This is a genomic window from Longimicrobium sp., assembly GCF_036399935.1.
Classification (GTDB): Bacteria; Gemmatimonadota; Gemmatimonadetes; order Longimicrobiales; family Longimicrobiaceae; genus Longimicrobium.
This window is the reverse complement of record NZ_DASWMD010000036.1, coordinates 16,876-30,058: the sequence shown is the minus strand read 5'-3', so window position 1 is coordinate 30,058 and position 13,183 is coordinate 16,876. Positions and strand designations below refer to the sequence as shown.

The following is a 13,183-nucleotide window of genomic DNA, read 5'->3' as shown; positions in this document are numbered from 1 at the left end:
CTCTGCGTCCTCTCCCTTTTCTCTGCGTCCTCTGCGTGAGATGCTTTTGTCAGTTGGCCGCGGCCGCAGTGAAGTCGGGGTCGGGGGTAAAGTCTTCGCCCGGGTTGATGAAGCGGTCGTGCTCGAACGCGTACTGCCGGTCGTGCAGCTCGCGGTAGCGGCCGCCCAGCGCCATCAGCTGCGCGTGGCTGCCACGCTCCACCACCGCGCCCCCCTCCAGCACCAGGATCTGGTCGGCGCTGCGGATGGTCGACAGGCGGTGCGCGATCACGAAGCTGGTGCGGCCCTCGCGAAGCCGGCGCAGCCCTTCCTGGATCTTGTACTCGCTCTCGCTGTCGAGCGACGAGGTGGCCTCGTCCAGGATGAGGATGCGCGGGTCGGCCAGCAGCGCCCGCGCGATGGCGATGCGCTGCCGCTGGCCGCCGCTGAGCTTGATCCCCCGCTCGCCCACGATGGTGTCGTAGCCCTGCGGAAAGGCGCGGATGAAGTCGTCGGCGTTGGCGATGCGGGTCACGTCCTCGACGTCGGCGCGGGTGGCGTCGGGCCGGGCGAAGCGGATGTTCTCGGCCACGCTGCCGTCGAAGAGGAAGTTCTCCTGCAGCACCACGCCCAGCTGCGCGCGGTACTCCGAAAGCCGCAGCTCGGCCAGGTCACGCCCGTCCACCAGCACGCGCCCCTGCGTGGGCCGGTTGAAGGCCATCACCAGGCTCACCAGCGTGCTCTTGCCCGAGCCGCTGCTCCCCACCAGCGCCGTGGTGGTTCCCGGGGGCGCGTCCAGGTCGATCCCCTTGAGCACCGGCTCGCCCGGGTTGTACTCGTACCATACGTCTTCCAGCCGCACGTGGCCGCGCAGGTGCCCCACGGCGCCGCGATCGTGGTCTTCCTGGTCTTCGGTCTTCATCTCCAGCACCTCGCGGATGCGGTCCAGCCCCGCGAAGGCCTCGCTCACCTGGGTGCTGATGGAGGCCACCTGCACCACCGGTGCCGCCAGCAGCCCCGTGAAGAAGACGTAGGCGAACAGGTCGCCCAGCGTCATCTGCCCGTCCAGGATCGCCCGTCCGCCCACCAGGATCAGCGCCACGCTCACCAGCCCGATGACGATGGTGGCGAACGAGCCCACCGCCGACACGCCCGTGATGGACCGCGCGATGTTGCGGAACAGCCGGTGCGCGCCCTTGGTGAAGACGCGCTCCTCGCGCCGCTCGGTGCCGTACGCCTTGACCACGCGAATGCCGCCCAGCGTTTCCGTGAGCCGGCCGGTGACCTGGGCGTTGATCTCGCCGCGCTCGCGGAAAATGGGGCGAAGGCGCTTGAAGGTGGTTGTCATGGCGAAGGAGAACGCCCCCAGCACCACCACGATGGCCACCGTCAGCTGCCAGTTCAGGTAGAGCAGCGCGGCCAGCGCCAGCACCGCGGTGAACACGCCGCCCACCAGCTGCACGATGCCCGTGCCCACCAGGTTGCGGATGCCCTCGGCGTCGGTCATCACCCGCGACACCAGCACGCCCACCTGGGTGTTGTCGAAGTACCGGATGGGCAGGCGCGTGATGTGGCGCTGCACGCGGCGGCGCATGTCGGTGATGGCGTGCTGGGCGGTGACGCTGATCACCTGCGACAGGGCGAACGAGGTGACGCCCTGCACCAGCGTGGCCGCCAGCACCGCGCCGGCCAGGGGCACGAGGAGGCTGCTGCGGCCCTTGCCCACCACCTCGTCGATCAGGTACTTGGAGCTCGCGGCCGGCACGATGCCCGCCAGGCGGCTGACGACCATCAGCGCCAGCCCGATCCCCAGGTACCGGCGGTGGTGCCACATCAGGGCGCGCGCCTCGCGCCAGGCTTCGGGCGAGCGCAGCGCGTTCTTCTTCTTGGTCTTGGTATCGGTCACGTTCTGATTCCCGGAATCGTTCGGTCGTCCGCGGCCACGCGGCGGCGGGGTGCCTCGAGGGGCGCGGCGAGGGCAGGCGCGCCGGTCTGGTCCAGCTGCGGCACGGCGGCCTCCACCTGCGCGGGCCGCAGCCGCCGCACCAGGAGGATGGTGGTGAGCGTGGCCGCGATGGCCAGGGCGCCTACCGCCGGGTAGCCGGTGATGGGCGCGTTGCTGCCGCCGCCCCCGGCGATCATCAGCCCGCCGACGGAGGCCGCCAGCCCGGCCGCGCCCTGCTGCACCGACGAGTTGAGGCTCATGAAGCTTCCCCGGCGGGCGGGGTGCACCACGCCCGTCACGAGCGCGGTGGCGCTGATCATCCGCCCCGATGCCATGATCATCATCAGCGTGGTGACGGTGAGGATCACCCACAGCGGCGAAACGGGCAGGTTGGTGACCACCGCGATGGGCAGAATGCTTCCCACGGCCACCCAGGCGAACACGCGCGCGTGGCCGTAGCGGTCGGCCAGCGGGCCGAACAGGGCCGGGCCGGTGACCAGCGTGGCCAGGCCGCCGGCGAAGTAGATCAGGTCCAGCTTGTTCTCGGCCATCCCCACGTTGCCCACCAGGTACGGGCTGAGGAACGGCACCACCGTGAATGCCGAGAACATGATGGCCGTCGTCAGCGTGAACGCCTTGACGTGCTCGGGGTCGCGCGCCACCTGCACCAGGTCGCGGAACACGTTGCCCTCGCGCCGGTGTGCCAGGTGGGCGTTCATGGGCGGCAGCAGCCAGGTGCCCAGCACCAGGATCACCCCCGTCACCCCGGCCAGCACCAGGAAGGGCGTCTGCCAGCCGGTGGCCTCGGCCAGGGAGAGCCCGAAGGGAAGCCCCAGCACCGAGGCCGCGCTGAAGCCGCCCATCACCACGCCCATGGCCGTGGCCCGGCGCTCGGGGCGAATCTGGTCGCCCACGATGGCGAACACGACGCCCGCCAGCACCCCGCCGAACCCGCCGGCCACCACGCGCGCGGCCATCAGCGGGCCGTACGAGTCCACCAGGCCGCACAGCAGCGTACCCACGCCGAAGCCGGCCAGCAGCACCATCAGCATCCGCTTGCGGTCGAAGCGGTCCATGTACGCCGAAGCCACCAGCCCCGTGATCGCCGCGCTGAACGTGTACGCCGACACCAGCAGCCCGAACTCCTTGGCCGACGCGTCCAGCGACCGCATGAGCATGGGCCCCAGCGGCATGATCAGCACGAAGTCCAGGATGTGGCAGAACTGCACGGCCAGCAGAATTCCCAGCAAACCCCACTCACGCCCGGTAAACGCCCCGGTGGCGCGCTTTATCATCTGATCGTTGCTTTCATCGGTCCATCCAAACCCGCGTCACCCGTGGGCTGACGCGGCACTTTTCCCCTCGTGGAGCGGCGCGCAGGCGCGAGACTGGTGCCACGCGGAAGCGCACTACGCCTCCGCGTGGGGCCGTCCCGCGGGCTGGCGGCATTCCCCCTTCGCCGGCTGCGGGCCGCAGCACGAGCGCCCGGTGACGTCGTGGAAGACGTCGGCGATGGTGACGGCACCCAGCTCTCGCTGCATGGCACCGTGCGCACGGCTAAAGACGCCGCGCAGCACGCCGCGGATGTTGCCGCCGATGTCGCAGTCGCCCCTGGGCTCCGCGTGCAGCGCGAATAGATCGGGCTTTTCCTCCACGGCGCGATACACGTCGAGCACGGTGATGTTCTGCGGCTCGCGGGCCAGCTGCGCGCCGCCGCGTGCCCCCGGCTGTACCTGCACCAGCCCGGCGTTGCGAAGCGAGCCCATCAGCCGGCGCACCACCACCGGGTTGGTGTTCACGCTTCCCGCGATGGTGTCGGACGTCACGGCCTCGCCCCGGCGCCGGGCCAGGAACGCCAGCACGTGCACCGCCATCGCCACCCTGCTGCTGATCGTCGACATCCGCCTGGGCCTCTCCGGGTGCTGAACTGTAACCAGTCTAGTTGCGAATCCGCCTAGTGTCAATGTCGGGAAATGGGTCCGCGCGCTGGCGGCTCGCGGTATTGGAGATTCGGCCTCCGCAGACTATCCTTGTGGCGTGTTCACGATGTTCTCTTTCAGGCCGAACATCCCCCTTGACAGTCGCGTGGCCGGGTGTTAAACTGGACATACGACGGTCGCCGCCTGCCTGCGGGCAGTGTCGGTACGTAACTCCGGGGGGTTGTGCCAGAAATGGTGCAACCCCTCGTTACTTTGCCTGCGACCGTGACCTCGAATCCCTCCCCCGCTCGGCCGCCCAAGGTCGAGATCTTCGTCGACGGCAGCAACTTCAACCTGGCGCTGCACCAGGAGCGCATCGCGTTCGGAGTAGACGTCAACCTGCTCGCGACGCGCCTCAGCCGCGGGTACCACTTCGCGAAGCTCCGCTACTACACGTCGCCGCTCCCCGACGTGAACAGCCCTGCGTACCGTCGCCAGCAGAAGTTCTTCGACGAGCTTCGGCGCAGCGGGCGGATCGAGCTGGTGCTGGGGCGGCATGAGCCGCGGTGGGACAGGAGCGGACGCCGCTATCACGTCGAGAAGGAAACGGACGTGAACCTGGCGGTCGACATGGTGATCGGCGCCTACGAGGACCGTTTCGACGTCGCGATGCTCGTCGCGGGCGACACGGACTACGTTCGCGCGGTCCGCGCCGTTCAAGCACGCGGGAAGCGCGTGACCTGGTGCCACCTTCCCGCCCAGAAGCACACCGACCAATTGGCGCAGACCTGCGACGTTCAGTGCGAGCTGGACGAGAAGTTTCTCCGCACCTGCGCTCTCGGCAGGCGCACGGACTGACCGGCTCCCCCGGCTGGATGTCGGGAAATGGGCCCGCGCGGTGGCGGCTCGCGGTATTGGAGATTCGGCGTTGGAGGACTATCCTTCAGGCTTGTTCACGGTGTTCTCTTTCGTCCGGCTTCACCGCTTGGGTCTGGACAGTTGGAAGAGCGCCGCAGCGGTGTTATCGTCAACCATCAGCGATCGCGGCACACGCCGCGGTGGAGGATCTCCGATGACCACAATCATGATGGACATCCCCGACGAAACGCTTCTTTCGGAACCGCACGAGAAGCGCCTCGGCATCTTCATCGCGCTACGCAAAAGCCTGGGCGACCGGGATGAGGAGATCCTGGACGAACTCATGGCTGAGGCCCGCCGCGAGCTGGATGACCCTTGCGAGGACGAGGGCGATCCTGACCCGTCCCTCATCCCGAAGGAGGAGTTTCTCGAGCAGTTCCGTGCGTACCTTGGGAGCGATGCGGTGCAATCGGAAACGGTGCCGGGCGGAGATCCGACGGGCGTCCCGATTCAGCATCTGCTCGCCCTTCCGCCCGAGGAGCGGATCCGAATCGCGAGCGTGATGATGCGGATTTTCGAGGATGGCGGGATCTTTCCGATGTCGGATGAGATCATCGCGGATTCGCTTCGGGAGATCGAGGCCGACGCAGCTGATCCGGATTCGTCAATTCCGTGGGAAACCGTGCGCGCGCGACTGCGCGCAGGGAATCAGTGAATCGCGCGCTGGAAATTCGTCCGAGGGCTGAACGAGGGATGGAGCGCGCCGCACGGTGGTATGAGGAGCGAAACGCCTCAAAAGGCGTGGAGTTTCTGGCCGCGGTGGAGAGCACTATCAGCGCGCTTCGGGAGAACCCGTTGAGGTTCCTGCGTGTTGGCCGGGTCCGCCGAGCGCTGGTCCGTGGGTTTCCATACACGATCGTATTTCAGGTTTCGGACGAGCGAATCATAGTCACTAACTGCGTTCACCAGCACCGGGATCCGCGGCGCTGGATGAGAGGATGAAACAAGGGCTCCCGCGCCACCGCACGGGAGCCCTTTGTCGAGAGGACGCGGCTGCAATCAGTTCGGCGCGGCTTCCACGATCATCACGAAGCCCATTGCTCCGGCGGCGCAGACGCTGATCATGCCGAACTGCTCGCCGCGGCGGCGCATTTCGTTGAGCAGGGTCACGGTGATGCGCCCGCCCGTGGCGCCGAAGGGGTGGCCGATGGCGATGGAGCCGCCCATCACGTTGATGCGGTCTTCCGGCGGCAGGCCGATGGCCTTGTCGCGCCCCAGCCGCTCGCGGGCGATCTTGTCGGAATCGAACCACTGCAGGTTGCTGAGCACCTGCGCGGCGAACGCTTCGTGGATCTCCAGCAGGCCGATGTCCTTCATGGTGAGCCCGGCGCGGTCGAACGCCGCGGGCGCGGCGTATACGGGGCCCTGCAGCAGCTGGTCGTTGGGGTCCAGCGCGGCGTAGGCGTAGCTGCGGATGAAGCCCAGCGGCTTGTGCCCCAGCTCCTTTGCCTTCTCCTCGCTCATCAGCAGCACGGCCGACGCGCCGTCCGTGAGCGGCGAGGCGTTCCCGGCCGTCACCGTCCCGTAGCGGCGGTCGAACACGGGCTTGAGCGTGGACAGCTTTTCGAACGAGGTGTCGGCGCGCACGCCGTTGTCGGTCGTCGCGACGCGGTCGAACCTGGGCGGCACGTAGAACGGGGCGATTTCGCGCGTCAGGCGGCCGTCCTCGGTGGCCGCGGCGGCGAGCTGGTGCGAGCGCAGGGCCCAGCGGTCCTGCGCCTCGCGGGTGATGCCGTTTTCCTTGGCCATCTTTTCCGCCGACTCGCCCATCGTAAGCCCGGTCGTGGGCTCGGCGATGGCGGGGGCGATGGGAGCCAGGTGCCGCGGGCGGATGGCGCGGAACGCCTGGATGCGCTCGCCCAGCGACTTCGCCTTGGAGGCGCGCACCAGCGCGTTCCGCATCTCGGGCGAGAACAGGATGGGCACGTCGGTCAGCGACTCGGCGCCGCCGGCGATGACCACGTCGGCCATGCCCAAGGCGATGTGCTCGGCGCCGGAGGTGATGGCCTGGTTGCTGGAGGCGCAGGCCCGGCCCACGGTGAACGACGGCACCGTAGGCGGAATGCCTGCGCCCAGGGTGACCTCGCGGGCGATGTTGGGCTCCTGCACCGACTGCACGACGGTGCCGTACACCACGTGGTCCACCAGCCGCGGGTCGATCTCCGTGCGGGCGATCAGCTCGCGCACCGACGCCTTGCCCAGCTCCACCGCCGACACGTCGCGGAAGTCGGTTCCCGACTTGGCGAAGGGGGTACGGCACCCGTCGATGATGGCGACCCTGCGTCCCTGTCCGTTCATGTGCACCCGTCGTTGTCCGGGCCCAGGGCCCGAGGTGAACCGCCCGCCACCGTTCGCACCGGCAATCTTCGCCTGAACCGGGCTCAGATCAAGGGACGGCGCGTCTCGCCGCGAGGATGGGTCGCCCTACCCATCCGCCGCGGCGCCGCCCCGTACATGTTTGTCCTCGCGCATGGCGTGGGCCACGCGCGCCACGGACACGAGCCAGGTACGGCGATGAAACGGATAGTGAAGTGGGGGCTGCGCATCGGCGGGGGGCTGCTGGTGCTGGTGATCGTGGCGATCGGCGCCGCGTACGGCGTGGCCGAGGCCAAGATGCGCAAGGACTACGGCCACGTCCGCGCGCCCATCGCCGCGGTGACGCCGAACGCCGCGCTGATCGCGGAAGGCAAGCGGCAGGCGACCATCCGCGGCTGCAACGACTGCCACGGCGCGGACATGGGCGGCAACACGCTGGTGGACCAGTTCCCCGTCGGCCGCATCTCCGGCAGCAACCTCACGCGCGGCAAGGGCGGCGTGGGCGCACGCTACGCGACGGACGACGCGTGGGCGCGCGCCATCCTGCACGGCGTGGGCTCCGACGGGCGGCCGCTGCTGCTCATGCCCAGCCAGGAGTTCCAGGGCCTCACCGACGCCGACGTGGCGGCGCTGGTGGCCTACCTGCGCACCCTGCCGCCGGTGGACCGCGAAACGGCCGCGAACGCCGTCTGGCCCCTGGGGCGCGCGCTGGTGGCTGGCGGGGTGCTTCCCCTGGCGGCCGAGGTGATCGACCACGACGCACCGCGGGTGCAGGTGCAGCCCGCGCCCACGGCCGAGTACGGCGCCAAGGTGGCGGGGGTGTGCACCGGCTGCCACGGCCCCGGGCTGTCGGGCGGCAAGGGTCCGGGCGAGCCGGCGGACTGGAAGCCCTCCGCCAACCTGACGCCGGACCGTGCCACCGGGCTGGGAACGTGGACCGAGGCCGACTTCCTCCGCGCGATGCGCACCGGCAAGCGCCCCGACGGCACGCTGATCGACCCGCGGATGCCCTGGAAGGCGTTCGGCCAGATGAACGACGTGGAGCTGCGGGCGCTCTGGGCGTATTTGCAGACGGTGCCCGCGAAGGCTGAGGGCCAGCGGTAGCACGGGCCGGAGTGGGGCGTCAGCGCACGCCCCACTCCCACAGGCCGAAGGCGGTCTTCTTGTCCAGCGGGTGCCCGGCGCCCTTCAGCGCCACGGCGATCTGCCCGCGATGATGGGACTCGTGCGAGACCAGGTATCCCAGGAAAGCCACGGGGTGCGGCTTGAACCCGCGCAGCTTTCCCGTCTCCAGGGCGCGAGCCAGCATCGTCTCGATCGCCGCCGCGGACGATTCGAGCGCTGCCCGGAGCGACGCGTGGTCCGTCGGCGCGCCTTTCTCGAGCTTCTGCAGGCCGTCCAACAGGTCCGGCGCGCCCTCCTTGATCCACATCAGCCGCACGTTGTGGATGTGGGCGAACTGCTCGGCCACGCTGCGGCCCTTCGTCAGCCCGATGGCCGAGAGCGCATCGGGCTGAATCGCATCCAGCAGGTACTGGTTGATGCGGTCGTGGATGCGCCAGGTTTCGGCGAGCTGGGCGGGAAGGGCGTCCGTGCTCATCGGTGGGCGGGGTTTCGGGGGATGGACGGCGGGAGTGCCTAATATCCTCGGCCGGGTGCCGGCAGTGCAATGATCTTGATGGTCTGGCACGAACGCGTGTCCGCGTTGTATGTTTCGGAGGCAATGGCCTCCCGTCCGCAGTTGTTCCGCCGCATCAATACCGGTGATCCCGTGTTCGACGAGCTTTCCACGGCCGAGATTTCCCTGCTGCGCGACCTGGCGCAGCGCGGCTCGCCCACCTCCGAGGCGCGCCTGGACGGCGACGCGCTGCGCACGCTGGCCATGCGCCGCTACGTCAAGCGCCTCAGCGGGTTCGCGGTGATCACCCCCGACGGCCGCCGCGCGCTTACGTCCGTGGACCAGGGGATCGCTCCCACGCCGGCCGCCGTGCCCGCGCGCATCAGCCATCCCTCCGAAGCGGCCCCTGCCGCCGAGCCGGACGTCCCGGCCGAGAACGGCGAGGTGATGCTGAATTCCACGCAGGAAGACATGCTGCGCCAGCTGGCCCTGGCGGAGTCGCCGGTGCCGTTCGACGACCTGGACGGGCGGGTGGTGAGGGCGCTGGAGGGGCGCGGGCTGGTGCGGCGCGAAGAGGGGCGGGTAGTGCTGACGGACAGCGGGCGCGAGTTCTACCAGAGCCGCGTGCGCCGCCGCCGCCGGGCCCGGGCGGGGGGATGGGCGATCACGTCGCAGCCGGTGCAGCCCGCCGAAGAGCCGGCGGACATCGAGAACCGCGCCGCCCAGTCCCTTCGCGAGGCCGTCGACATCCTGCGGCACGCCATCGGCGGCGCGGACCCCATCGAGGTGGCCGACATGGAGGCGCCGGCGGACGACACCTTCGCCGCGCTGATCGAGCTTGCCGACCGCATCGAGCAGGGCGGGGACCCGCGCCGCATTCCGCCCCGCGCCAGGAAAAGCTGATCCATCGAAGAAGGCTTTGTCCTCGAGAACGCCTCGCGCCCGAACCGGCGCGGGGCGTTTCCCGTTGGGGTCGGAACGCCGCTCAGCCGGCGGCCGCTTCGTCCTGGAACACCTCCTCGATCTTCATTCCGAATAGGCGGGCGATCTTGAAGGCCAGCGGCAGGCTGGGATCGTACTTCTCCGTCTCGATGGCGTTCACCGTCTGGCGCGAAACCCCCAGCCGATCCGCCAGCTCCGCCTGCGACCAGCGATGCTCCGCACGCAGCACGCGCAGCCGGTTCTTCATGCATACCGCCGGTTCACCAGGACCACGCTGACGAAGCCGATCACGATCATCACCACCGAGAACAGCGTCATGCTCACCCGCGGCAGCCCGGCGATGCTTTCGAGCATGCCGTAGATGGCCGCCAGCGCAATGCAGGCGCTGTGGGCGTAGCTGCCGCCGCGAGCAAAGATGGCCTCGCCCATTTCGTCGGTCTTCACGTAGGTGCGCACCAGCCGCCACAGTCCCCACAGGAAGTAGATGCAGATGGCGCCCACGGCCGCGAACACGGCTGCCTTCCACGCGGGTCCGCTCTCTTCCGGCTTCAGCAGCAGGCCCAGCACCAGCACGGCGCCCAGCATGAGCATCGCACGAAGAAACAGCAATCCATATTTCTTCAGCAGCAGGTTTTCGTCGGGTCGCATCGGGTGGATCTCCAGTTGGGGTGGCAGACAAGTTTCGTGTACCTATAGTATGTGTTCCATGTCTTTCTGTCAATGATACTTTACTGTGTCGCCCGCGTACGACACGGCCCCGGTGGAGCACATCACTCCGCCGGGCCGTGTCGATGGGACGTGATTCGGCCGATGCCTATCCGATGATCTTCTTTTCCGCCTCGTCCAGCGCGTCCCAGGCCAGCATGGCGCACTTCACCCGGCGCGGCAGCTTCGATACGCCGGCCAGCGCGCGCATGTCGCCCAGGGCCTTGTCGCGCGCGGCCGTTTCGTCGCCGTGGATCATCTCGCGGAACCGGCCCGCGACAGCGTGCACCTCGTCCCACGTCTTGCCCAGGGCGTGCTCGCTCATCATGGACGCGGCGGCCTGCGAGATGGCGCACCCGTGGCCGCTGAAGCGGATCTCCGTAATCCGCCCCTCGCGCACCTGCACCTGCAGCAGGATGTCGTCGCCGCAGACGGGATTTCGCATGGGCACCACCGCGTCGGGCGACTCCAGCTCGCCGCGGTGCTTGCTGCTGCGGTAGTGCTTCAGGATCAGCTCCTGGTACACGGAGTCCAGCGCCGAGCGTTCCATCGGGCTATCCCTGCTGCTGTTTCTGGAAGGCCGCCTTGTCGAGCGCCTTGCCGTACGCCTCGTCGGCGTCGACGGTGCCGGCCATCATCAGGTTCATGATCGACTGGTCCATCAGGATCATCCCGTCGCGCTTGCCCGTCTGGATGGAAGACGGGATCTGGAAGGTCTTGGCCTCGCGGATCAGGTTGGACACGGCCGGCGTGCCCACCATGATCTCGTGCGCGGCCACCCGCCCCTTGCCCCCCTTCTTCCGCAGCAGCTGCTGCGCGACCACGCCCCGCAGGCTCTCGGAAAGCATCGAGCGCACCTGGTGCTGAAGCTCGCCGGGGAAGGTGTCGATGATGCGGTCCACCGTCTTGTGCGCGCTGTTGGTGTGCAGCGTTCCGAACACCAGGTGGCCCGTCTCGGCCGCCGTCAGCGCCAGCGAAATGGTTTCGCGGTCGCGCATCTCGCCGATCAGGATCACGTCCGGATCCTCGCGCAGCGCCGCCCTGAGCGCCGTGGCGAAGCTCTTCGTGTGCGGCCCCACCTCGCGCTGATTGACCAGCGCCCGCTGGCTCTGGTGCACGAACTCGATGGGGTCTTCGATGGTCAGGATGTGCTCGGGGCGCGTCTGGTTGATCAGGTCGATCATGGCCGCCAGCGTCGTCGACTTGCCCGACCCCGTGGGCCCCGTCACCAGCACCAGCCCCTTGTTCAGCTCGGTGAACTTGCGGATGGACTCCGGCAGCCCCAGCTCGTCGGCCGTCAGCACGCGCGAGGGGATGATGCGGAAGACCGCCGCCGGCCCGCGGTGCTGGTTGAAGAAGTTGCCGCGAAAGCGCGCCGCCCCCGGAATCTCGTACGCGAAGTCGAGATCCATCGTGGCTTCGTACTGTTCCTTCTGCCCCTCGGTGAGGATCTCGTAGAACAGCGTCTTCAGGTCAGCCGCCGTGAGGGGCCGGAACTTCACGCGCTGCAGGTGTCCGTGCACCCGCATCACCGGCTCACTGCCGCAGCTCAGATGAAGGTCGGAGCCTTCGTGCTTGAGGAGAAGTTCCAGGAACTGGTCAATCTTGGGCATGAGCCTGCTCTGAAGGCGACCACGTGAACCCGTCGGCGCCGGCCGCCAGCCGGAGGGTCAGATCGAAGGAGGGGGGCGTCGCATCGGCACCGCGCAACAGGACGGCTGAGAAAGGCGCGGCATTGCGCAGCGCGTCGTCGTCCCCGGGGGCGAGATCTTCGACGTCCACCGTCAACGCCTGGGGCGAGAAGACGGCCAGCCGCTCCGCCGTCGCGGCGACGGAGTCGTCCACCGGCATCGCCAGCGTGCCGCCCGGGACGGCGGCCGACCGATCAGCCAGGTGGATGGACCGCGTCTGGCCGCCCAGGAGGAGCGAGGGCAGGGTGGGGAGCGCCATCGACAGCGCCTCGTCCATCCCCGGCGCGCCGTCCGCCCGTACGCCGACCAGCACGGGTCCGTTCGCCATCGCCCGCCGCACCGCCTCGACTGCGGCCGCGTCTGCCTCCACCGACGCGAGCTCGCGCGGAAGGGGCCCCACCAAGCGCGCCGCCCACTCCATCGTGCCGTCGTGCCCCGCGGCGTGGCACTCCACCCGCCACGCGGCGCCTTCCAACGTCAGCGTGGCCGGCCACGTGTGCGCCTTGCCGCCCGTTGTCGGCGCGAGCGGGGAGAGCGCGCAGGCCAGCTCGCCCTGCCAGCCGGCCAGGAGCGGGCGATGGACCGTCTCCACCACGCGGTACCAGCCGATGGCCGACACGCCGCGGACGGACACGCCCAGGCTCCCCGCGCCGTGGGCCAGCGCGTCCGCCATCAGTTGGAGGAGCGAGCCGGCGGGCTGCACCGCGGGCCCGTAGACGGCGTCGATCAGCTCGCGAATCGTTTCGGGCGCGGCCAGGGCCGGCTCGGCCGACGCGGCGCCGGTCAGCCGGCAGACCTCGTCCAGCAGCTCCAGGTTGGTGACGTCGGCGATGACCACGGTGACGCGGTCGCCGTCCTGCAGCACGGGGAGCACGTTGTGCTCGCGCGCCCACGCCGCCGGGACCAGGGCCGCCAGGCCGTGGTCGATGTGCTCCGGCCGCAGCCGCACGAACGGAATGTCGTGCTGGTCGGCCAGGGTCCACGTCAGCTCGTCGCGGGTGATCAGCCCCAGCCGGATCAGCGCATCGCCCAGGAACCCGCCGCCCTCGCGCTGCTCCTGGAGCGCGCGCGCGACGTCGTCGGGGGTGATGCGCCCCAGCTGCACCAGCAGCTCGCCCAGCCGGATGGGCCGCTTGTTGACGGTCACGGG

General features: G+C 69.2%; 15 protein-coding genes. 5 read left to right on the top strand and 10 right to left on the bottom strand.

The window, feature by feature from the left end; translation table 11 throughout:
• Window positions 1-49: 49 nt before the first annotated feature.
• From VGB24_RS12545 to VGB24_RS12535, 3 genes are all read right to left on the bottom strand, one after another.
• Complete coding sequence (locus tag VGB24_RS12545) at window positions 50-1,885, bottom strand: ABC transporter ATP-binding protein (RefSeq protein ID WP_331073289.1); 1,836 nt, start codon at window positions 1,883-1,885, stop codon at window positions 50-52.
• A complete protein-coding gene (locus tag VGB24_RS12540; RefSeq protein WP_331073288.1) occupies window positions 1,882-3,219 on the bottom strand; it encodes an MFS transporter in 1,338 nt (445 codons plus the stop codon). Before VGB24_RS12540 ends, VGB24_RS12545 begins: the two co-directional genes overlap by 4 nt.
• A gap of 114 nt (window positions 3,220-3,333) precedes the next feature.
• Complete coding sequence (locus tag VGB24_RS12535; RefSeq protein WP_331073287.1) at window positions 3,334-3,825, bottom strand: Rrf2 family transcriptional regulator; 492 nt, start codon at window positions 3,823-3,825, stop codon at window positions 3,334-3,336.
• 303 nt (window positions 3,826-4,128) lie between these two features.
• Here VGB24_RS12535 and VGB24_RS12530 point away from each other — a divergent pair, with 303 nt between their 5' ends.
• From VGB24_RS12530 to VGB24_RS25465, 3 genes are all read left to right on the top strand, one after another.
• The gene (locus VGB24_RS12530; RefSeq protein WP_331073286.1) at window positions 4,129-4,701 is read left to right on the top strand and encodes an NYN domain-containing protein; all 573 of its coding nucleotides are present in this window, start codon (window positions 4,129-4,131) and stop codon (window positions 4,699-4,701) included.
• Window positions 4,702-4,915: 214 nt separating this feature from the next.
• Window positions 4,916-5,416 (top strand): hypothetical protein, encoded by a 501-nt coding sequence (locus tag VGB24_RS12525; protein WP_331073285.1) that lies wholly within the window; start codon window positions 4,916-4,918, stop codon window positions 5,414-5,416.
• Window positions 5,374-5,703: a type II toxin-antitoxin system RelE/ParE family toxin gene (locus VGB24_RS25465; protein WP_414676727.1), complete on the top strand. Its 330-nt coding sequence runs from the start codon at window positions 5,374-5,376 to the stop codon at window positions 5,701-5,703. Before VGB24_RS12525 ends, VGB24_RS25465 begins: the two co-directional genes overlap by 43 nt.
• Before the next feature lie 57 nt (window positions 5,704-5,760).
• On the opposite strand, the gene fadI is transcribed toward VGB24_RS25465, so the two are convergent.
• Window positions 5,761-7,059 (bottom strand): acetyl-CoA C-acyltransferase FadI, encoded by a 1,299-nt coding sequence (gene fadI / locus VGB24_RS12520; protein WP_331073284.1) that lies wholly within the window; start codon window positions 7,057-7,059, stop codon window positions 5,761-5,763.
• A 216-nt stretch (window positions 7,060-7,275) separates the two neighbouring features.
• On the opposite strand from fadI, the gene VGB24_RS12515 reads away from it, so the two are divergent.
• Window positions 7,276-8,181, top strand: a complete 906-nt coding sequence (locus tag VGB24_RS12515) for a c-type cytochrome (RefSeq protein WP_331073283.1) — start codon at window positions 7,276-7,278, stop codon at window positions 8,179-8,181.
• A 19-nt stretch (window positions 8,182-8,200) separates the two neighbouring features.
• Here VGB24_RS12515 and VGB24_RS12510 read toward each other — a convergent pair whose 3' ends face one another.
• A complete protein-coding gene (locus tag VGB24_RS12510; protein ID WP_331073282.1) occupies window positions 8,201-8,677 on the bottom strand; it encodes a DinB family protein in 477 nt (158 codons plus the stop codon).
• 123 nt (window positions 8,678-8,800) lie between these two features.
• Here VGB24_RS12510 and VGB24_RS12505 point away from each other — a divergent pair, with 123 nt between their 5' ends.
• Window positions 8,801-9,598, top strand: coding sequence for a hypothetical protein (locus VGB24_RS12505; protein ID WP_331073281.1), 798 nt, complete (start codon window positions 8,801-8,803; stop codon window positions 9,596-9,598).
• Window positions 9,599-9,680: 82 nt separating this feature from the next.
• Here the strand turns inward: VGB24_RS12505 and VGB24_RS12500 are convergent, their stop codons facing one another.
• The 5 genes from VGB24_RS12500 to VGB24_RS12480 all read right to left on the bottom strand — a co-directional run bounded on the left by VGB24_RS12500 (window position 9,681) and on the right by VGB24_RS12480 (window position 13,180).
• Window positions 9,681-9,884: a helix-turn-helix transcriptional regulator gene (locus VGB24_RS12500; RefSeq protein ID WP_331073280.1), complete on the bottom strand. Its 204-nt coding sequence runs from the start codon at window positions 9,882-9,884 to the stop codon at window positions 9,681-9,683.
• Window positions 9,881-10,285 (bottom strand): hypothetical protein, encoded by a 405-nt coding sequence (locus VGB24_RS12495; protein ID WP_331073279.1) that lies wholly within the window; start codon window positions 10,283-10,285, stop codon window positions 9,881-9,883. Before VGB24_RS12495 ends, VGB24_RS12500 begins: the two co-directional genes overlap by 4 nt.
• A 166-nt stretch (window positions 10,286-10,451) precedes the next feature.
• Window positions 10,452-10,892 carry a Fe-S cluster assembly sulfur transfer protein SufU gene (gene sufU, locus VGB24_RS12490; RefSeq protein ID WP_331073278.1) on the bottom strand — a complete coding sequence of 147 codons (441 nt, stop codon included), beginning with the start codon at window positions 10,890-10,892 and terminating at the stop codon, window positions 10,452-10,454.
• 4 nt (window positions 10,893-10,896) lie between these two features.
• Window positions 10,897-11,955, bottom strand: coding sequence for a type IV pilus twitching motility protein PilT (locus tag VGB24_RS12485; protein ID WP_331073277.1), 1,059 nt, complete (start codon window positions 11,953-11,955; stop codon window positions 10,897-10,899).
• On the bottom strand, window positions 11,942-13,180 hold the full coding sequence (locus tag VGB24_RS12480) for a hypothetical protein (RefSeq protein WP_331073276.1): 1,239 nt from the start codon (window positions 13,178-13,180) through the stop codon (window positions 11,942-11,944). Before VGB24_RS12480 ends, VGB24_RS12485 begins: the two co-directional genes overlap by 14 nt.
• Window positions 13,181-13,183 lie beyond the last annotated feature (3 nt).